This is a genomic window from Amycolatopsis sp. NPDC114484 (assembly GCF_055633755.1).
Window position 1 is genome coordinate 111505 of sequence record NZ_JBVKDQ010000013.1, and the last position, 18906, is coordinate 130410.

The following is an 18906-nucleotide window of genomic DNA, read 5'->3' on the forward strand; positions in this document are numbered from 1 at the left end:
GGCAACCGGATGTCGTCACCCGCACCCGGCGACCTAGGCCGCCAGCTCCTCGTGCAAGCCTTCCAGTGCGATGACGTCGTCCTCGGTCCCGGTGTGCGGCGCGGAAAACCAGTCCGCGTATTCGCGCAGTTCGGACAGCCGCCAGTCGAGGGCGAACAGTTCGACCATCTCCGGGTCCAGGCCCGCGGTGCCGGGCAGGTCGGCGTAGTCGCGTTCGCGCGGGGCGACGGCGAGGGTTTCCCAGTCGACCAGGCGCAGGCCGTCCGGGGTCGTCACCTGGTTGTCGTTGTGCGGTTCTCCGTGGGTCGGGACCCAGGCGCCGCGGCGGGAGGCGGCGACGGCGGCCAGTTCCAGGTAGCGGTCGTTCCAGCGGTCGATCGCGTCGGCGCGGGCAGCGAGTGCGGTGCGGGCTTGCTCGGCCATCGGGCCGGACGTCCACGGTTCGGCGGTGCGGGAGCGCAGCTCCTCGGCGAAATCCGGGCCGACCCGCGGTGACCAGTGGCGCAGTCCGGCGGGTGGCGGGGTGCGGTGCAGGGCGTCGAGCGCGGCGAGAATTGCCGGTTTGTCGACCTCGTATTCCGCGGGGCTGCGGCCGTTCAGCAGCGGGGTGACGCTGAGCGCTCCGACGCCGGTGTCCACTGTGAACTGGCCGGATCGCGCGGGTACTGGCGCGCAGACGAACTCGAGCCCGGCGGCGGCCAGTTCGGCGGCGCTCGCGTAGGTGCTTTCGAGAGACGCCGCGGTGTGCCGGGGTTCGAGCTGGTCCAGCGTGACGAACAGGGTATCGGCGCGCCAGTGGTGCGCGCCGAAACCCCAAGGCAGATAAGCGATCTCGGAGACGGGCCGCCAATGCTCGGCGAGCGTGCGGGCGAGGGCGGCGTCGGTGGGGAAAGACGGTCGGGATCGCACGAATCGGGATACTAGGCAGGGCTTCGTGGTGGGAGCAACGGAGTTTCTAGAACAGTTCGTTCCGGTACTTGTCGTCGATCACGTCGTACAGGGCGCCGCCGACGAGGTCGCCCAGGCTGTTGTTCATCTTTTGCGCTTGCTCGGCGATGGAGAGCGTGTAGAAATCGCCGCCGAGGGTCGCCGCTTCGGCGAGCCCTCGGGTGTCGCCCTCCCACAACCGCGCTCGGATGACGGCTTTTCCGCACTGCCCGAACACTTCGCGCACGCGGACGATCGTCGCGAGCACGGCGGGTTTGCCGTCCGCGCTGAGCATGTTCAGCAGTTCCGGGTCGTCGGTGACGAAGGCGTCGCCGTTGACCCGCATCACCTCGCGCAGGCCGGGCACGAAGAAGACCAGCCCGATCGACGGGTTGGCGGTGATGTTCTCGAAGGTGTCGGCGAGTTTGTTGCCCGGACGGTCGGGGATGGCGAGCGTCCACGGGTCGAGGATCCGCACCGAACCGGGCGGGTCGCCTTTCGGGCCGACGTCCGGCAGGCCGTCGGCGCCGAAGGTGGCGGCGCAGAAGAACGTGCTGTGCGCGATGAACCGCATGGCGAATTCGCCGAGGTGCGGTTCCTTTTTCTCGGCGATGAACTGGTCCGGGAAACCGATGATCTCCCGGACGCGCGCCATGGAGATCGGGGCGTAGGCGTCTGCCGCGGTGGTCATGCTTTCTCCCGTCACAGGTCGAGGACCAGCCGTGGGGTGCGGGCGCGCGACACGCAGACGAACATCCGGTCGCCCGCTGCCTGTTCGCTCGAAGAGAGGATGCCGTCGCGGTGGTCGGGGACGCCATCGAGCACTTTGGTCTCGCAGGAGCCGCAGATGCCGGACCGGCACGAGGTCGCCGGCCGGATGCCCGCCTTTTCGAGTGCGCTGACAATGCTTTCGTCAGCGGCGACGGACACGGTTTTCTTCGAGGTCGCGCATTCCACTTCGATCGGCTTGTTTTCCGCCGGGGCGGCCGGTGGCGCTTTGAAACGTTCCAGGCGCAAGGCGTCCTCCGGCCAATTCGCCGCTGCGGTGTCCAAATCGGACAGCAGCGAAGCCGGACCGCAGGCGTAGACCTTCGCGCCCGTCTCGACGGGCTTTTCCAGTTCGGCCAACGGAATCCGGCCGGTGGTGTCCGAGGAGTGGCAGCGCACGCGCTCGCCGTAGCCGCGGAGTTCGTCGAGGAACGGCATCGACGCGCTGGTGCGGCCGCCGAAGTACAGCCGCCAATCGGCGCCCTGGGCCTGCGCGGCGCGGACCATCGGCAGGATCGGAGTGATGCCGATCCCGCCCGCCACGAAGACGTACGAGGGGGCGGGGAGGAAGGCGAAATTGTTCCGCAGGCCTTTGATCGAGACGCGCTGTCCGGGTCGGAGAAACGCGTGCACGTATTCCGAACCGCCTCGGCTCGCGCGTTCCCGGCGGACGCCGATCCGGTAGTGCGAGCGTTCGCCGGGCGGACCGCAGAGCGAGTACTGCCGTTCGAGGCCGTTCGGCAGCACGAGGTCGAGGTGCGCGCCGGGTTCCCAGCTCGGCAGCGGTTTCCCGGTCGGGTCCGCAAGGTCCAGCGAGACGACGCCGTCGGCTTCCCAGCGCAGCTGCCGGACGGCGACGTCCAGCTTCCCGGCGGTTCCGGAGTGCGGGGGCATCGGCTTCCCTCCTTTTGTTAACGTTGTTACTTGCCGTTTGGCCGAGCGTATTGGTAACATCGTTAACATGTCAACCGAGGCGAAACGGGCGGGAATCGCGGCGACGCGGGCCGAGCGGGCGGTGGCCGAGGCGCTGGACCTGGTCGACGCGGGCGGGCTGGAGGCGCTCACCATGCGCCAGCTGGCCGACCGGATGGGGCTGCACCTGCCCGCGATCTACCGGCTGTTCGACGGCAAGGACGCGCTGATCGACGAAATGGCCGAGGCGATCCTCGCCGGCGCGGTCTCGGACCTGCCCGCCGAGGACGGCGACTGGGAGAGCCGGGTGCGGAGCTTGGCCGCCGGATTGCGCACGGCGCTGCTCGCGCATCGGGACGGGGCGCGGATCGTCGGCGGGAACTACGCGGCCAAACGCAGCAATCTGACCTATGTGGACACTCTGCTGGGCTGCCTGCTGGCCTCCGGGCTGCCGCGGAAGCAGGCGATCTGGGCGACCGGCGCGGTGTTCTGCTACGTGCTCGGGGAGACGCTCGAGGAACAGGGCGCGACCGGGGACGAGGTCGAGGTGCTGAGGGGGGTGCTGGGGGCGCGGAAGTACGCGCACCTGGAGTCGGGGCCGATGGAGTCGATGCTCGACTTCGAGGAGCGGTTCGCTTTCGGGCTGGAATTGCTGCTCGCCGGGGTGCGGAGCGTCGCGCGCGCCTAGCCCGGCGGGCTGATCCCCGCCACCGCGATCCGGAACAGGCGGCTCGCCTCGGCGGCCGGGTCGGGGTGGCGTTCGGTCGTCAGGGTGATGCCGACGATCAACGCGATCAGGTCGCCGATGGTCACCTCCGGCGATACGGCCCCGTCGCGGGCCGCGCGGGCCAGTAGCGGGGCCGCGGACTCTTCCAGGGTCGCCGAGCAGGAGTTTCCGTGCGCCGGATCTGGCGTGTCGTAGGCCAGGGCCGCCGCGAGGCCGCGGGCGGTCACGCAGTAGCTGACCACGTCGTCCAGCCATTCCAGGAGCGCGCGGCGGCTGTCGGCTTCCCCGGCCAGCTCCTGCGCGCGGGCGGCCAGCAGGGCGACCCGTTCCTGCGAGACCGCTTCCAGCAGCGCGTGCCGGGTGGGGAAGTGCCGCCGCACGGTCGCGGAGCCGACTCCGGCCGTGCGCGCGATCTGCTCCAGCGACGCGTTCGCCCCGTGCGCGGCGACCTCCTCCTCGGCCACTTCGAGAATCCGCGCGTAGTTGCGCCGCGCGTCTGCGCGTTGCTGGACGGGCATGGCGTGACCTCCGGGTTTGCTAAGTGGCGGGCCCCGCCGTATCGTAGCGGACATGAAACGGCGGGGTCCGCCACTTAGTGTTCTCAGGGAGAGTCATGGTTGAGGAAGCACCGGTACTGGTCGTCGGCGCGACCGGACAGCAGGGCGGCGCGACCGCGCGCGAGTTGCTGGCGGCGGGGGTGCCGGTTCGCGCGCTGGTCCGGGATCCGGCGTCGGAACGGGCGAAGGCGGTCGAGGCGCTGGGCGCCGAACTCGTCGTCGGGGATTTGCATGATCGGGACGGGTTGGCGCCCGCGGTCAACGGCGTGCGAGCGGTGTTCAGCGTGCAGATGCCGGACATGAGCGGGGCGGAGCCGGACTTCGCGGGCGAGGTGGCTCAAGGGGTGAATCTTATTGAGGCAGCGGAGAAAGCGGGGGTGCCGCAGTTCGTGCACACCTCGGTGAGCGGGGCGGGAGCACCGGAATTGGCCGAGGAGCGCTGGGCGTTCATGGCGCCGGCGATGGGTACGAAGGCGGCGCTCCAGGATCGGCTCCGCGCGGCGGGATTCCGGCGTTGGACGCTGCTCAAACCGGCGTTCTTCATGGAGAACTTCCTGCCGTCCGCGCGGTATGTGTTCCCGCGCGGGATCGAGGGCGGGCTGGTGACGCTCTTGCGTCCGGAGACTCGGTTGTCCCTGGTGGCGGTGCGGGACATCGGCCGGGCGGCTGCCGCGGCCATCGCGGAGCCGGAGCGGTTCGACCGGGTCGAACTGGAGCTGGCGAGCGACTATCGGCCGATGACGGAGATCGCGCCGATTCTGTCTCGCGTGCTGGGGGTGCCGTTGGCGGTGCCGGACATGACTGTCGAAGAGGCGCTCGCCGCCGGCATGCCGCCGATGGGGTTCTCGCACACGATGCTGAACGAGCTCGGACAGCCGGCGCGGCCCGAGTTCGCGCGCGAACTCGGGATTCCGCTGACTTCCTTCGAGGAATGGGCGGAGACGGCTATGCGGGCCTGAACGCTTGGCCCAGCAAGGGTTCCAGATCTGGGCGAGGATTGGCGTAAGGGGTGGGCCAGCACCTCGGTGACGACCAGCGCTAGGTCGGTTTCGGTGCCGCCAGGTGCGGCAAGGTCGGCCGGAGAGCCTGCGCCCCGCCTTTTCGCCGTCCCGGTCCGCGGCAAGCCGGTGCGCGTTGCTCCGTTCGTGTCAGCCGGTTGGTGCGGGTGCGCGATGACGGCAGTTCTGCCCTGGTGCGCCCGGGCCGGACTTGCCGATTTCGCGCCGTCCTGGCGGGATTCTTTGTTACCTTCTGGGCCCGGCAACCGCGGCCAGCCCGGCCAGTGAGGAGCGACTCCGATGGCCGCTGTCCAGCCGACCACGGGCCGGACCCGGGCGCCGCGCGATCCGGACGCCACGCGGCGGGCGCTGGTCGGCGCCGCGCTAGAGCTGTTCGAACAGGACGGTTTCCACGCCACGTCGGTGCGGAAAATCGTCGACACCGCGAAGCTCACCAAAGGCGCTTTCTACTACCATTTCGAGACCAAAGAGGACGTGCTGCGCGAAATCCACGACCAGTTCATGGATTTCCAGCTGCGGCGGATCCGCGAGGTGCTCGCCGAGGGCGGCGCGCCGGAGCGGGTGCTGCGCCGGGTGATGACCGAGGTGCTGGTCGAGCCGATCGGCGTCTACCGGTCCGAGATCTCGATTTTCCAGCAGGAACGCCGGTTTCTCTCCAGCACGACGTTCGCCTCGATCGAGCGCAAGCGCGACGAGTTCGAAGCGCTCGTCACGCAGGTGGTCGAGCGCGGGATCGAGAGCGGCGCGTTCAAACCGGTCGCGACCGCGCGGGTGCTCGCGTTCGCGGTGATCGGCGTGGCCGCGTGGGCGCACACCTGGCTCGACCCGCGCGGCGCGATGACGCCCCGGCAGATCGGCGACGCGTTCGGCGAAATCGTCGTGGCCGGGCTGCGCACGGGGTCGCTGCCGGAGAGCCGGGCCTGAAAACCGGCCTGGCACGGCGGACGTCCCTCCCGGTAGAAAGGAAAGATCATCGGGGAGGGAGCACCCAGTGAAGGTCCTTCTGCGCAAATTCGTCCCCATCGCGGCGGCCGCGGTCATGGCGGTCACGCTGGCGCAGCCGGCGGCGGCGAGTCCGGCCCCTGGTCCGGCGGCGTCGCCTGAATGGCGGGTCGCCGACGGCCAGCTGGTCTGGACCGCGCCGAAACCGCTGTTCGGCGACGGTGCGGTGGAATTCTGGTCCGGCGGCGAGCTGCTCGGCCGCGCCCAGCCGAGGGCGGATCTGCGGACGTTCTCGCTGCCGTCCGGCGGGATCCGCGATCTGCGCGGGCTCGAGGCGCGCGTCGGCGGGCGTTCGCTGACCGAGGCGCCCAAGGCGACGGCGAACCAACCGGCCCCGGCGCCGCTGCCCGAGTTGCCCGCCAATGCCGTGGATCCCGGTAAACCCGGGCAGTACTCGACGGTCAAGGGCGAGTACTCGCTCGACCCGGTGCGGCTGCCGGGGCTGGACGGGCCGATCGAGATGCAGGGCCTGGTCGTCGCGCCGGAACACGCGCCGGGGAACCGGCCGCTGGTGGTGTTCCTGCACGGCAGGCACCAGCCCTGCTACAACCCGGCCGATCCGGACGACTACTCGACGGCTTGGCCGTGCAAGGCCGGGACGCTGCCGATCCCGAGCTATCGCGGCTACCTGCAGACCCAGGAATTGCTGGCGTCGCAGGGATTCGTGACGGTGTCCGTGTCGGCCGACGCGATCAACGCGCTCGACCACGCGGCGCGGGACGGCGGTGCGCGGGCCCGGTCGTCGCTGGTCCGGCTGCACCTGGCGCACTGGGCGGACTGGTCCGGCAGCGCTCGCCCGGCCGCCCCGCGGATCGTCCGCGATTCCCCGGCGGCGGACCTGTCGAATGTGTTGCTGGTCGGGCATTCCCGGGGCGGCGAGGGCGTCAACCGCGCCGCGATGGACAGTTTGTATCCGCCGCCGGGCGACACCGGGTTCTCCGGGCCGGTCCGGTGGAAGATCCGCGGAAACGTGCTGATCGCGCCGACCGTGTTCGGGCTCAACCCGGTGCCGGACGTCCCGTCGGTCACCTTCCTGCCCTCGTGCGACGGCGACGTCTCGGATCTTCAAGGACAGCAATACATCGACGCGGCTCGCGGCGTCAGCCGGGACACCGCCTTGCACAGCGCGCTGTACGTCTCCGGGGCGAACCACAACTTCTTCAACGCCGAATGGACTCCGGGTGTCGCGGTGGCCCCGGCCCAGGACGATTTCTCTTCCCCGGAGCCGGATCCGAACTGCTCGCCCGGCGTGCCCGCGCGGCTGACGGACGCGCAGCAGCGAGCCGTCGGCGCGACCTATGTCGCCGCGGCGGCGCAGCTGTTCCAGAAGCACGATCTGCGGGTGCAGCCGTTGCTGGACGGCTCGGGCGTGCGTGCGCCGTCCGCCGATCCGGCGCACGTGTTGACGCACGCGCTCGGCGGCGCGCGGACTCTGGTGCTGATCCCGGATTCGTCGACGAAGGTCACCGGCGGCGACGTCTGCCAGCAGGTCGGCCCGGACAACCGGTGTCTCGCGAACGCAGGTGTCTCCAAATCGCCGCATTTCGTCGGACTCGAGGACGCCCCCGATCCGACGCGGACCGCCGTGCACGTGCGCTCGGCCGGGGACCCGGCGAAGATCCAGTTGCCCAGCCCCGTTTCTTCGAGCGGTGCGCGGGCGTTGGCGATGCGGGTCATCGCGCCGGAGAACGCTCCGGCCGAGTCGTTCGACGTCGCGGTCACCGATGCGCGGGGCAAGCGCACGAAACTGGGCGCGGTGACCGTGGCCGGGCTGGCCGGGACCGAACGGACGAAGTCGTTCTGGGGCCAGGAAGTCCGGGTCCCGCTGCCGCCGCACCTGGAGATGGCCGGCCTGGAACTGACGCCGCGGAAAGCGGGCGGCGAGGCGTGGCTGCTGGACGCGTACGCCTGGCGGCCCGGTCTGCCCGACCCGGCTCCGGCCCCGCTGACGCGCGTCGACCTCGGTTCGATGACGGTCAAGGAAGGCGATTCCGGCTCGAAGACGTACCAGATCCCGGTCACGGTGACCGGGGACAGCGGCGGTTCGGTGCGGGTCTTCCGGATCGATTCGAGCTCGCCGATGTCGCAGAAGTGGACGTATCAAGCGGTCACGCTCGCGCCGGGACAGCACACCCTCGACCTGCCCGCGACGGTCGTCGGGAACACCCGGTGGAGCTGGCCGTACCGGATGCTGGCCGACGTGAAGGCGACGCGCGGCACGGTGATCGGCGGGGCGGAGGGTTCGCTGAACGTCGAGAACGACGACCCGGCCCCGAAAGCGAGCGTCGGCCGCTCGGACGTGTCGACCGCCGAGGGCGGCACGCTGACCTGGCCGGTCGGACTGTCCACAGTGGCCGATTCGGAGGTCGGCGTGCTGGGGGAGATCAAGGCGCCGAAGACCGGGCCGGAGCTGATGACCTCGGACGTCGACCCGAAGTGGCTGATCGAGCACGGCGTCGATCCGGAGAAGGCGCGGCCGTTGTCGGAGACCGGGGTGACGGTGGTGGTGCAGATTCCGGCGGGGGAGACGAGCGGCGAGCTGACGATCCCGACCCTGCGGCACGCCGGGGCCGATCCGGCCAAGCACGTTCTGCTGCACGTGTCCGGCGAGCCGAAGGAGTCCGGGCCGGACGTCGACGTGACGGGAACGGTGACGGACGCGGGCTGAGGGCGGGATTCGGTCAATCCTCCTGGCCCGGGCTTCGGGCCAGGAGGATTTTCCGTTCGTTTGCGCCGGTCTCCCGGAACCCGTGCCGCAGGTAGAACGCGTGCGCCCGGGTGTTGACCGCGAGGACTTCGAGCACGAGCGGCTGGCCGCGTTCCTCCGCGACGCCGATCAGCCGCCGGAGCAGCCGTCCGCCGATCCCGCTGCCCTGGTGCCGGGGGTCGAGTTCGATCCGGCCGAGGAAGATCTCCGCCGGCCGGTACTCGACCACGAGCAGGCCCGCGTCCGCTCCGTCGACAGTGATCACTTGCCACTGGCCGGGGGTGAAAGCGCGGTCGTGGTAGCGGCGCTGGATTTCCTCGTCCCAGCCCCAGATCGCGGCGACGTGCTCGCCTAACGCGGCCCGGTGCACCTGGAAACAGAAGTCGCTGTCCGCGGCCGTCGCGGGGCGCAGGCCGATCTCGTTCGGCACGCGCGCCTCCGATCGTCGGAAGCGCTCAGCGTAGCGCGATCACAGGCCGTGTTCGCGCACCCTCGGCAGGATCCGCATCAACGCGGTTCCCGCTGCCAGCAAAGCGAATCCGGCCAGCAGCAGCCACAGCGCGTTCACTCCGGTGAACGCGAGTCCGCCGGTCACTCCGGCCGCCGAGGCCGCGCCGATTTTCTGGTACATGGGGTTCTCTTTCCGTCTCGGTGTTCACCAGTTCTTGCGGGTGCGCAGGAGCGCGTCCGCGTACGCCTTGAGATGGCAGGCCTGCAGGAAATAGTCGAGCACCAGTTCGTACATCGACGCGGCGAGCAGCATCCGGCGCCAGCCGCGGTACCGGACGGTCACCACCCGTTCCACCACGAAAATCGCCGAGATGCCGAGCCACCACGGATTGAGGTGCAGACCGCCGCGGTAAACGGCCGCCGCGAGGGCGGTCAGGTAAATTCCGCTCACCAGCACTCCGGCGATGGTCAGCAGCTGCCTGCCCCAATACCGCCAGGTGACGCGAGTGAGTCCATATTGGACACAGTTCTCCACCGCGCCGCGCTTCCATCGCAAGCGTTGTGTCCACAATGCACTCCAGCTGGTCATGACCTCGGTTTCCAGCGTGCAGGCGCTGGGCGAGATCACCCGGTGCCCGAGGTGCAGCAGGGCGAAGGTGAGTTCGTTGTCCTCGGTGAGCACGGTGGTGTCGTAGATCCCGCCGCTGCCGTCGCCCGCGGGCAGCTGTCCGGCTAACCGTGCGTTCGCGACTTCGCGGAGGGTGCGGACCCGGAACATCGCCGCGGTTCCGGTCAGTACCAAGCATTTTCCGTGCAGGCGTCGGACGTCGCGCGCGTAGCGGGCGTACTCGTTGCGCTGCAGGTGTCCGACGAACCCGCCGCCCGGCCCGCCGCGGAAGACTCCGCCGACGCCGCCGTAACCGTGGTCGAGATGGCGCAGTGCGGTGCTGACGAACTCAGGGTCCAAAGTGGAATCGGCATCCTGGACAAGGATCACGTCGTCCTCGTCGAGGCACGGCAGCAGCCAGGCGAGCAGCTGGTTCAGCGCACCGGCTTTCTTGTGCGTGTTGTTCTCGGACGGCCGGACCCGGGCTCCGGCGGCCGAAGCGGCTCCGGTGGTGTCGTCGGTGCAGTTGTCGGTGACGACGAAGACCTCGTCGACTGTCCGGTCCTGCCCGCGCAGCGCGGCGACGGTCTGCGCGATCTGTGCTTCTTCGTCGTGCGCGGGGATGACGGCGACGACGCGCACGCTGCCGGAACGGTGCCGTCCGGCCCGTGGTTCGGCGAGCGTGGGTGCAGACATGGGCGGGGGTCCTCCGCGCGGAACTGCGACGCGGTGCGTCGCGCTTGCCCCTTACTCTCCCGGCAGTCACGGAACGCTACGTGAATATTCAATAGACCCCCCGCTCGGGGGAGATTTTCCGGCACAACCTGGGTGTTACCTAGGAATTCGCGATCTGGCCGCTGTTTACTGTGCGTAGATATTACTGAGACTGACGGTGCGTTCGCGGGGCCATCAACCGGGCGATGAGCGGCGTCGACCCGAGCCCGTGCAGCGCTACGCTGCCGAGGACGCAGACCACCGTCAGCGTCAGCACGAGGTCGCTCTGCTCGCCGGTCAGGCCGTTGATCGCGAGCAGCCCGAACACGACCGACGTCGTGCCGCGCGGGCCGAGCGCGCCGACGAGGAACCGGTCCCGCAGCGGCATCCGGGTCCGCGTCAGCGACAGCATCACCGGGAGGATCCGCAGGACGGTCAGCGCGAGGAGGCAGAACACGATCGGCTCCCACGGCACGCCGAAGGACACCACGACCACCGCGGCCGCGCCGACGACGAACCACATCGCCATCGTCAGGATCCCGGTGACCTCTTCGAGCAGTCGCAGATCTTCGGACGGCCGGGCGAAGTGCTCGCGGGCGGAGGTGTCCGAGGTGCGGAGGTGCCGCGCGGCGAAGGCGCGGTAGACGTAGCGGAAGGCGATCCCGGAGACGAAACACGCGACGAATCCGTTGCCGTCGATGGCGACGGTGGCCGCGTAGGTCAGCAGCGGAGTAGTGAGGATGGCGATGCGCCGCCCCTGCCCGGAAGTCCAGCCGGAGCGGACGGCGAGGAACAGCAGGAAACCGATCACCGCGCCGATGACCGCGCCGGCGACAAGTGCTTTGAGGGCGAACGGCAACGCGGTCGCGAGCGCTTTCGCGGCGGTGTTCGCGGTGTTGTCGGTGCGCGCGAGAATAAGCGCGAACAGGAACAGCGGCGAGACCAATCCGTCGTTGTAGCCGCTTTCGACATTCAGCACGCTGCGCACTTGCGGCGTCAGGGTCTTGTCCCGCACCACGCGTTCGGCGGCGGCGAAATCGCTCGGGACGACGATGCACGCGACGATCAGCAGCAGCGGCCACGACAGGCCCGGGAAGAACGCCCAGCCGACCAGCATGGCCAGCCCCAGACTCAGCGGCAGCGCGAGGAACAGCACCCGCGCGACGAGACTGGGCGCGTGTCCCCACAGCCGCCCGCCGCGGACTTCGGTGGCGTCGACGAAAAGCAGCATGGCGAGAATGAGCTCGGCGACGTGCTGCGCGATTTCGGTGTCGAAGACCTCGAGCAGTTTTCCGGGATTCGCGAACGACGCGGTCGCGACTCCGCACAGCACCATCAGCACCGGCGCGGCGATGTTCCACCGGTCGAGCTGTTTGGCCGCGAGCGCGCGCATCAGGACCGCGGCCGAGAGGACCAGCAGTGCGGGAATCATCGTTCGTCCGGCTCCACGGCTTTTTTCGGGTACGCCCAGCCGACTTCGGCCGCTGACGCTCCACAGTGTACCGGCGGGGCGCCCCTTTTCCGGCATTCCGGGTGTAGGTCACGTCCACCCGGAATCGGCCGGTGGTTGGACGATCCGGCGGGTTCCGCGCCCTAGCGTCGGGAAAGCGGGTGTTCCGGCCCGCCTGACCCGAGAAGAAGGCCGCGATGACCGACGCTCTCCTCATGGGCGGGATCCTGCTCGCCCTCGTTCTTTTCACCCAGGTGGGCCGCCGCAGGCACAACCTGGTCATGGGCATCATGCCGTTCGTTTCGTGCACCGTCATCGGAGTCCTGTACTTCACCGGCGGGATCGCGCTCGCCGGCCCGAATCTGGTGGCCGGCCTGGCCGGGGCCGTCGTCGGAGCGCTCGCCGACGCGGGGCTGATCGCCGCCACCCGGGTGGAGCGCAGTCCGGTCACCGGGCGCGTGCAGACCTGGCCGGGCTGGCCGTACCTGCTGATCTGGCTCGCCGTGCTGGCCGGTCGGCTGGTGTTCGTGTGGGCGGTGGAGAACGTGCGCCCGTTCGCCGCGAAGGTCGGCGAGTTCCTGGTCCGCACGCAGCTGGACGAGGACGGCGTGGGCCTGTTCTTCGTGCTGATGGCGCTGGCCATGGTCGCGGTGCGGGCCGGCGGGGTGCTGTGGCGGTCCCGGCGGCTGGAAGCCGTCCGCGACGCGGAACCGGTGCGGGCCTGACTACGCTGAGCAGCCGAGAAGGCCGGGGAGGGAATGCGATGAGTCGGCTGTCGCTGGTGGTGATGCGGCTGCTCACGCCGTTCGCCTTCGCCGCGATCCTCGTCACCGCTACGCCCGCCGCGGAGTGGGAGTGGGCGCCGTTGGCGGCTTCCGCCGCGAGCGGGTGGGCGTTCGGGCTGCTGGACCTTCGCTGGCCGCGTGCGGCTGGTGTGCTGCTCTCGATGGCCGCCCTGTTCGGTGCGGTCGTCACCGTGGCGGAGCAAAGTCTCACCGGGCCGTCGTTGATATGTCTGTCCTTGCTGGTGTTGTCCTCGCTGGCGGCGATCCGCCCGGCGGAGATCATCACGGTGGCTGCGGTCGCGGGGGTCGCAGCGACCGCCGGCGGGTATCTCGCCGGGCAGCCGGGCGGGCTCGTGGCGGGGAACGCGCTCGCGGTGGCCGTCGTGGTGCTGCTCGGGCTGAACCGGCGGCAGTACCGGGTGCAGGTGCGGCAAGCCCGCGACCTGCTGGACCAGACGCGGCTCACGCGGGAAGCCGTGGCCAGGGGCGCGACGCTGGAGGAACCCGCCCGGCTGGTCAGGGAGGTCCATGACATCCAGGCGCATTCGCTCTCGGCGCTGTCGCTGCATTTGCAGGCGGTGGCGCGGCTGGTGGCCGAGTCGCCGTCTCCGGACGAAAAACTCGCCGCTTGTGTGCGTAAGGCTGGACAGCTGGCTCAGGACGGCTTGATCGAGACGCGCCGGGCGGTGCACGCGTTGCGCGGCGATCCGATGGCGCTGCCGGAGTTGTTCGGCTCGCTGCCGGACAACGCGTCGATCCAGGTGACCGGCGAGCCCCGGGAACTCGCCGCCGACGTCACCCTGTTGCTCTACCGGACTGTCCAAGAAGGACTTTCCAACGCCCGCAAGCACGCGGCCGGCGCGCCGGTGTCGGTCGGACTGTCCTATCTGGACGAAGAGGTGACGATGACGGTCGTCAACCGGACGGGTTCCGGCAGCGGTCTGCCCGGGGCCGGATACGGCCTGACCGGCTTGCGCGAGCGAGCGGAACTGGTCGGCGGCGAGGTGGTCGCGGGCCCGGACGGCGCGGGCTGGCGGTTGTCGGTGAGGATCCCGGCATGACGATCGTGCGCGTGCTCGTGGCCGAGGACCAGCCCGCGGTGCGGGAAGGCTTGGTGCTGCTGGTCGGGCTGCTGCCGGACATCGAGGTCGCCGGGCAGGCGGGCGACGGGCTCGCGGCGATCGAGGAGACCGTGCGGCTGCGGCCCGACGTCGTGCTGATGGACCTGGACCTGCCGCGCTGCGACGGGGCCGCGGCGACCCGGCGGATCGTCGCGGACTCGCCGGGCGCCCGGGTCGTCGTGCTCACGACTTACGCGGACAGCGCGTCGATCGTGCGCGCGCTGGACGCGGGAGCGGTCGGCTACGTGACCAAGGCGGCGAACGGCGACGAGATCGGCCGCGCGATCCATGCCGCGGCGGCCGGGCAGACCGTGATGGACCTGGCCGTGCAGCGGACGCTGCTGGCCGCGGCCCGGCGTCCGGCCGCGCCGCCGGAGGACGGGCTGACGGCGCGGGAGGCGGAGGTGCTGAAGCTGGTCGCGGCGGGGCTGGGGAACCGGGAGATCGCGCGGGAACTGCAGGTCAGCGAGGCGACGGTGAAGACGCACGTGAACCGGATCTTCGCGAAGACCGGGTGCGGGACCCGGGCGCGGGCGGTGCGTTACGCGCATGAGCACGGGTACGCGGACTGAGCGGTCCGGAAGGCCGTGGCTCGCGGAGTTCGCAGTCCGTGAGAGGGAATCTGATTCCCTCAGGGTTCCCCTCACGGACAGTCATCGGGCGAACCACCCAGCCCGAAAGACCGGAGCCTCCCCGGCCACCGCCCGGCGGCACCATTCCGCGACCGCCTCGCCGACCTCCTCCGGGACGAGCGAAGACGTGTCGATCACCGTCATCGCCCACTCCGGCCCCGGACCGCGGCCAACCCAGCGGTCCCAGCGCATTTCCGGCCAGGCGTCGGTCGTCACGGCTTCCGGAACGTGCCCGGGATCGTGAGCGTGCGCGCGCAGCCACGCCGCGAATCCTTGGTGCAGCGGGATTGCCTGGCTCGGCTCGCCGCGTCGGGAGAGCCGCGCCAGGTGGGCCTCGGCGTCGATGTCGAGCAGGCAGGCGGCGATGTCGATCCGGTCGGCACTCGGCGCGGCCAGCGCTTCGCCGACCGGCACCGGATCACCGGCGAACAGCAGATGCCTGCCCTCGGCTTCGAGCGCGATCGCGCGCCGCACCGCGACTTCCACCTGTTCCTGCCGCCAGGCGACAGTCGGCACGGCTGGGATCGGCCCGAGCGTGAACAGTTCGGCGGTCTCGTACGTTTCGCCGAGCAGATGCCGCGCGTGTAACCGGGCAGTGGTCTTGCCGACGCCGGACGCGCCTGAGACGAGCAGCAACATGGCCCGTGACGTTACGGCTTAGCGCCGGAGCCTTCCACCGAATTTTCCCGCACATACCGCGAAAGCGTCGCCGCGCCAACGCGTTCGGCCGATACGCATTCCAGGTGCGCGGGTCCGGTGCCGTCCGGGAAGAGGCGGGTCCCGGCGCCCAGGACGGTCGGGAAGGCCAGCAGCCGGTACTCGTCGATCAGGTCGGCTGCCATCAGCGTGTGCACGACGCTCAGGCTCCCGGTGACGACGATGTCCCGCTCCTCCCGTTTCACCGCGTCGACCAGGTCGCCGTCGAGGACCGACGAGTTCTGCCACGCGCTGGTGTCGGCGAGCGTGCTCGTGGCGACCAGCTTGGGCACGGCGTTCATCCGCTGCGAGAACGGGTCGTCGCGGTGCGGCCACAGGCCCGAGAACAGCTGCCAGGTCTTGCGGCCGAGCAGCAGGACGCCGTCGTCCAGCGTGGTCCCGAGCCGGAATTTGTCGCCCGCGACGGACTCCGGGCCGTGCCGGAAGGCCCAGCCCCCGCCGGGGGCGCCGGAGGAGCCGTCCGGGTCGGACGAGATGCCGTCGAGGGTGGTGAAGGCGATGACGATGACGCTCATGGCGGAGATCCCTTCAATCGGTGTCGCCAGTACTTACCGGCGGCCCCGGCCGAACTCATCGCTTCCGGCTAAAAAATCTTCGGCGGCAGGTCGAACGCCTCGAAAACGCGCGGATCGGCGAAGACGACGTTGTGCGAAATCCGCCCGCCGGTCACGGTGAAGACCTGCAGGGTGTGCAGCTGCCGGTCGGGGGTGTAGGCGGCGAGCGCGGGCTGCCCGTTGGCGGTGAGCCCGCGGACGGTCCAGCCGGCCCCGCGCGTCTCGAACACCCGGTGCATGAACCGGCCGTAGTCGTCGCTGCCGCGGAACCACAGCGGCACCGGCGGCATTTCCAGGATCGCGTCGTCGGTGAGCAGCCGGACGAGCGCCTCGACGTCGGCGGCCTCGAAGGCTTGCGCGTACCGGTCGATCACGGCTCGGGTCTCCGCGTCGTCCGGTTCGGCGATCTCGTCCATCCCGCCCGCGTCGGCGAGTGCGGCGCGGGCTCGCTGCAGCGCGCTGTTGACCGCCGGAACGGTCGTCTCCAGCTGCGTCGCGACCTCGGCCGCGCTGAACTCGAGCACCGACCGGAGCACGACGACCGCCCGCTGCCGCGCGGGGAGAACCTGCGTCGCGGCGACCCACGCCAGCCGCAGCCCGGCGCGGGTGTCGGCATCGCAGCGGGCGTCGGGGAACGGCTGCAGCCACGGGATGTCCATCGCCGGTTGCAGCGGTGCGCCCGGATCGTCGCTGGCGGCACCGAGACCCGACGGCAGCGGACGTCGGGCTCGGCCGTCCAAAGCGGTCAGGCAGACGTTGGTCGCGATCCGGTACAGCCAGGTCCGGACCGAAGCGCGCGCCGGGTCGTACCGGTCGCGGGCTTTCCACGCGCGCAGCAGCGTTTCCTGCACAAGGTCCTCGGCCTCGTGGAACGAGCCGACCATCCGGTAGCAGTAGGCGGTCAGTTCGCTGCGGTGCGGTTCGAAGTCCACCGGGACATCATCCGGCACGCGCGACGCTGAGGAAACGGTCGACCACCGGGTTGTTTTCGCGGTCGGTGCGCGAGATCGCCGAGGCGGTCGAGAACGCGCCGGGGTCGGTGAGCGCGAGGTAGCGCAGTCCGGGCAACCGCAAGGCGCGCAAGGCGTTCGGCACGATCGCGATGCCGGTGTCAGCGGCGACGAGACCGAGCATGGTCGGGAATTGGACAGCGTCCTGGACCACTCGCATTCGGCAGCGAGGAGACCAACCGACATGAAGACTGACCGCGCATCGGGCGACGCCGTTCGGGTGACCCTGGATTCGGCCCGGCTCAACGGGTTCCATCGCAAGCTCGCGCTGTACTCGTCCGGCGGGCCGTTCCTGGACGGCTACCTCCTCAGCATCATCGGCATCGCGCTGGCGCGGATCGGCCCGCAGTGGCGGATGGACTCGCTGTGGTCCGGCCTGATCGGCGCGTCCGCGCTGGTCGGAGTGTTCCTCGGGGGAGCGGTGTTCGGCCCGCTCACCGACCGCATCGGCCGGAAGCTGAGGTACACGATCGACCTGATCGCGATCATCGTCTGCTCGGTGCTGCAGTTCTGCTGATCGGCGTCGCGGTGGGCGCGGACTATCCCATCGCCACCGCGCTGGTCACCGAGTTCGCGCCGAAGGGCGTGGCGGGCGCGGCTGGTCGGCGGGCTGAACGCGATGTGGTTCGTCGGCGCGACGGTCGCCGCGTTCGTCGGGTTCTTCCTGCTGAACGTGCCGGAGGGCTGGAAGTGGATGCTGGCGTCGTCGGCGGTGCCCGCGCTGCTGATCGTGATCGCGCGCACCAGCGTCCCGGAATCGCCGCGCTGGCTGCACAGCAAGGGCCGCGACGCCGAGGCGCTGGAGGTGCTGCGCGCGACGATCGGCGAGCACGCGACGCTGGACGATCTGCCGGAGGCCGAGACCAAAACCCCGATGTCCGCGTTGTGGCGCCGCGAGTATCTCAAGCGGGTCGTGTTCATCTCGATTTTCTGGACCTGCACGGTCGTTCCGCTGTTCGCGATCTACGCGTTCGGGCCGCGGATTCTCGAACTGTTCAACCTCGGCGGCGGCAACCTGTCGCACCTCGGGTACGGCCTGATCAATTTCTTCTTCTTCGTCGGCAATATCGCCGCGCTGCCGCTGGTGGACCGACTCGGCCGGCGCCCGGTCTTGATTTGGGGCTTCGCGATCTCCGCGGCTGGGCTGTTCTACCTCGGTCTGCGGCCGGGCGCCGCGCTGTGGCTGATCGCCCTGGCGTTCGCTGTGTACGCGGTGTTCAACGGCGGACCGTCCATTTTGGAATGGATCTACCCGAACGAACTGTTCCCGACTGAGGTCCGCGCCTCGGCAGTGGGACTGTGCAACGGAATCAGCCGGATCGGCGCGGCTGTCGGCACGTTCGCGACGCCGTGGTCGCTGACCAATCTCGGGCTGTCGGCCACGATGTACATCGCCGCCGGTATCGCCGCGTTGGGTGCGATCGTGAGCGCGTTCATGGCTCCGGAGACGAAGAACGTCGATCTGCACGTCGCTTCTTCGCTCAACTGAGCGGAAGCCGGGCCCGGCGCCGGGGAGGCGCGCCGGGCCCGGTGGCTCAGTTTTTGTTGGTGCCCGGGGTGAGCACCTTGTCGATCACGAAGACTGTCGCGTTCTTGGTCGGGATGTTCCCGCACAGGATCTTCGCGCCGTTGACCGTCAGATTGTCGCCGGAGCCCTCGATCTTCAGCGGCCCGCCCGCCGTGTTCAGCGAGGTCAAGGTGCCGGCTTGCTCGAGGCCCTTGGCGTCGTAACGCTTTCCGACGACGTGGTACTGCAGGATCGGCACGAGCTGGTTCGGGTTGGCCGCCAGCTCCTTGAACTTCGCGTCGCCGAGGGCGTTGAACGCCGGGTCGGCCGGGGCGAAGACGGTGATGGCCTGCTGGCTGTTGAGCGTGTCGACCAGGTTGGTGGCCTTGACCGCCGCGACCAGCTTCGTGAGCAGCGGGTTCGTCGAGGCGGCGGACGCGACCGGCTGCGGGCCCATCGAGTCGAGCGAACCCGGCGCGCTGCCCTGCGGGAGCTGGGAACAGGCGGGACCGAAGACCTGGTCGTTGGTGGTGACGCCGGAACTGCTGCTCGACATCGGCGCCGACGACGGCATCGACGAGGGCATCGCCGACGGACTGCTGCCGCTCGGGGCTTTGTTGTCGGTGCTGGTGCCGCACGCGGTCAGGGCGAGGGCGGCGACGGCGCCGATACCGGCGAGGCGAAGGGTCTTCACGGGAATTCTCCGTTCACAGTGGACTTTTCATCAGGGATTCGGAGCT

General features: G+C 69.9%; 20 protein-coding genes and 1 pseudogene. 8 read left to right on the top strand and 13 right to left on the bottom strand.

Annotation, left to right across the window (positions count from 1 at the left end; translation table 11 throughout):
- Positions 1-33: 33 nt before the first annotated feature.
- From ACZ7SW_RS28805 to ACZ7SW_RS28815, 3 genes are read right to left on the bottom strand one after another with little or no spacing between them, the layout of a single operon-like run.
- The gene (locus ACZ7SW_RS28805) at positions 34-909 is read right to left on the bottom strand and encodes a phosphotransferase family protein (protein WP_470233491.1); all 876 of its coding nucleotides are present in this window, start codon (positions 907-909) and stop codon (positions 34-36) included.
- A 46-nt stretch (positions 910-955) separates the two neighbouring features.
- The gene (locus ACZ7SW_RS28810; protein WP_470233492.1) at positions 956-1618 is read right to left on the bottom strand and encodes an MSMEG_1061 family FMN-dependent PPOX-type flavoprotein; all 663 of its coding nucleotides are present in this window, start codon (positions 1616-1618) and stop codon (positions 956-958) included.
- 11 nt (positions 1619-1629) lie between these two features.
- Positions 1630-2589: a PDR/VanB family oxidoreductase gene (locus tag ACZ7SW_RS28815; RefSeq protein ID WP_470233493.1), complete on the bottom strand. Its 960-nt coding sequence runs from the start codon at positions 2587-2589 to the stop codon at positions 1630-1632.
- A 67-nt stretch (positions 2590-2656) separates the two neighbouring features.
- Between ACZ7SW_RS28815 and ACZ7SW_RS28820 the strand changes: the two genes are divergently transcribed.
- A complete protein-coding gene (locus tag ACZ7SW_RS28820; protein WP_470233494.1) occupies positions 2657-3295 on the top strand; it encodes a TetR/AcrR family transcriptional regulator C-terminal domain-containing protein in 639 nt (212 codons plus the stop codon).
- Here the strand turns inward: ACZ7SW_RS28820 and ACZ7SW_RS28825 are convergent.
- Positions 3292-3852, bottom strand: coding sequence for a TetR/AcrR family transcriptional regulator (locus ACZ7SW_RS28825; RefSeq protein WP_470233495.1), 561 nt, complete (start codon positions 3850-3852; stop codon positions 3292-3294). The genes ACZ7SW_RS28820 and ACZ7SW_RS28825 overlap by 4 nt on opposite strands.
- A 95-nt stretch (positions 3853-3947) precedes the next feature.
- Here ACZ7SW_RS28825 and ACZ7SW_RS28830 point away from each other — a divergent pair, with 95 nt between their 5' ends.
- From ACZ7SW_RS28830 to ACZ7SW_RS28840, 3 genes are all read left to right on the top strand, one after another.
- Entirely contained in the window at positions 3948-4850 is a 903-nt protein-coding gene (locus ACZ7SW_RS28830; RefSeq protein WP_470233496.1) for an NmrA/HSCARG family protein, read from the top strand.
- Between the two features lie 339 nt (positions 4851-5189).
- Positions 5190-5834, top strand: coding sequence for a TetR-type transcription factor C-terminal domain-containing protein (locus ACZ7SW_RS28835; RefSeq protein WP_470233497.1), 645 nt, complete (start codon positions 5190-5192; stop codon positions 5832-5834).
- A gap of 67 nt (positions 5835-5901) precedes the next feature.
- Complete coding sequence (locus tag ACZ7SW_RS28840; RefSeq protein ID WP_470233498.1) at positions 5902-8580, top strand: alpha/beta hydrolase; 2679 nt, start codon at positions 5902-5904, stop codon at positions 8578-8580.
- 13 nt (positions 8581-8593) lie between these two features.
- Here the strand turns inward: ACZ7SW_RS28840 and ACZ7SW_RS28845 are convergent, their stop codons facing one another.
- From ACZ7SW_RS28845 to ACZ7SW_RS28860, 4 genes are all read right to left on the bottom strand, one after another.
- Positions 8594-9049: a GNAT family N-acetyltransferase gene (locus tag ACZ7SW_RS28845; RefSeq protein WP_470233499.1), complete on the bottom strand. Its 456-nt coding sequence runs from the start codon at positions 9047-9049 to the stop codon at positions 8594-8596.
- A gap of 39 nt (positions 9050-9088) precedes the next feature.
- Positions 9089-9250 (bottom strand): hypothetical protein, encoded by a 162-nt coding sequence (locus ACZ7SW_RS28850; RefSeq protein ID WP_470233500.1) that lies wholly within the window; start codon positions 9248-9250, stop codon positions 9089-9091.
- A 24-nt stretch (positions 9251-9274) separates the two neighbouring features.
- Complete coding sequence (locus ACZ7SW_RS28855) at positions 9275-10372, bottom strand: glycosyltransferase family 2 protein (RefSeq protein WP_470233501.1); 1098 nt, start codon at positions 10370-10372, stop codon at positions 9275-9277.
- 181 nt (positions 10373-10553) lie between these two features.
- Entirely contained in the window at positions 10554-11822 is a 1269-nt protein-coding gene (locus ACZ7SW_RS28860) for a cation:proton antiporter domain-containing protein (RefSeq protein WP_470233502.1), read from the bottom strand.
- Positions 11823-12037: 215 nt separating this feature from the next.
- On the opposite strand from ACZ7SW_RS28860, the gene ACZ7SW_RS28865 reads away from it, so the two are divergent.
- From ACZ7SW_RS28865 to ACZ7SW_RS28875, 3 genes are read left to right on the top strand one after another with little or no spacing between them, the layout of a single operon-like run.
- On the top strand, positions 12038-12565 hold the full coding sequence (locus ACZ7SW_RS28865; protein ID WP_470233503.1) for a DUF1453 domain-containing protein: 528 nt from the start codon (positions 12038-12040) through the stop codon (positions 12563-12565).
- Positions 12566-12603: 38 nt separating this feature from the next.
- Positions 12604-13686 (top strand): sensor histidine kinase, encoded by a 1083-nt coding sequence (locus ACZ7SW_RS28870; RefSeq protein ID WP_470233504.1) that lies wholly within the window; start codon positions 12604-12606, stop codon positions 13684-13686.
- Positions 13683-14318 (top strand): response regulator, encoded by a 636-nt coding sequence (locus tag ACZ7SW_RS28875; RefSeq protein WP_470233505.1) that lies wholly within the window; start codon positions 13683-13685, stop codon positions 14316-14318. The genes ACZ7SW_RS28870 and ACZ7SW_RS28875 overlap by 4 nt, the downstream gene beginning before the upstream one ends.
- Before the next feature lie 81 nt (positions 14319-14399).
- On the opposite strand, the gene ACZ7SW_RS28880 is transcribed toward ACZ7SW_RS28875, so the two are convergent.
- From ACZ7SW_RS28880 to ACZ7SW_RS28895, 4 genes are all read right to left on the bottom strand, one after another.
- Positions 14400-15017 (bottom strand): hypothetical protein, encoded by a 618-nt coding sequence (locus ACZ7SW_RS28880; protein WP_470233506.1) that lies wholly within the window; start codon positions 15015-15017, stop codon positions 14400-14402.
- Positions 15018-15028: 11 nt separating this feature from the next.
- Positions 15029-15610 carry a dihydrofolate reductase family protein gene (locus ACZ7SW_RS28885; RefSeq protein WP_470233507.1) on the bottom strand — a complete coding sequence of 194 codons (582 nt, stop codon included), beginning with the start codon at positions 15608-15610 and terminating at the stop codon, positions 15029-15031.
- Positions 15611-15678: 68 nt separating this feature from the next.
- Positions 15679-16581, bottom strand: coding sequence for an RNA polymerase subunit sigma-70 (locus tag ACZ7SW_RS28890; protein ID WP_470233508.1), 903 nt, complete (start codon positions 16579-16581; stop codon positions 15679-15681).
- A gap of 7 nt (positions 16582-16588) precedes the next feature.
- Positions 16589-16819: a LysR substrate-binding domain-containing protein gene (locus ACZ7SW_RS28895; RefSeq protein ID WP_470233509.1), complete on the bottom strand. Its 231-nt coding sequence runs from the start codon at positions 16817-16819 to the stop codon at positions 16589-16591.
- A 195-nt stretch (positions 16820-17014) separates the two neighbouring features.
- Here ACZ7SW_RS28895 and ACZ7SW_RS28900 point away from each other — a divergent pair.
- Positions 17015-18148: pseudogene (locus tag ACZ7SW_RS28900) on the top strand (MFS transporter).
- Positions 18149-18194: 46 nt separating this feature from the next.
- Here the strand turns inward: ACZ7SW_RS28900 and ACZ7SW_RS28905 are convergent.
- Positions 18195-18860, bottom strand: coding sequence for a fasciclin domain-containing protein (locus tag ACZ7SW_RS28905; protein ID WP_470233510.1), 666 nt, complete (start codon positions 18858-18860; stop codon positions 18195-18197).
- Between the last annotated feature and the right edge of the window lie 46 nt (positions 18861-18906).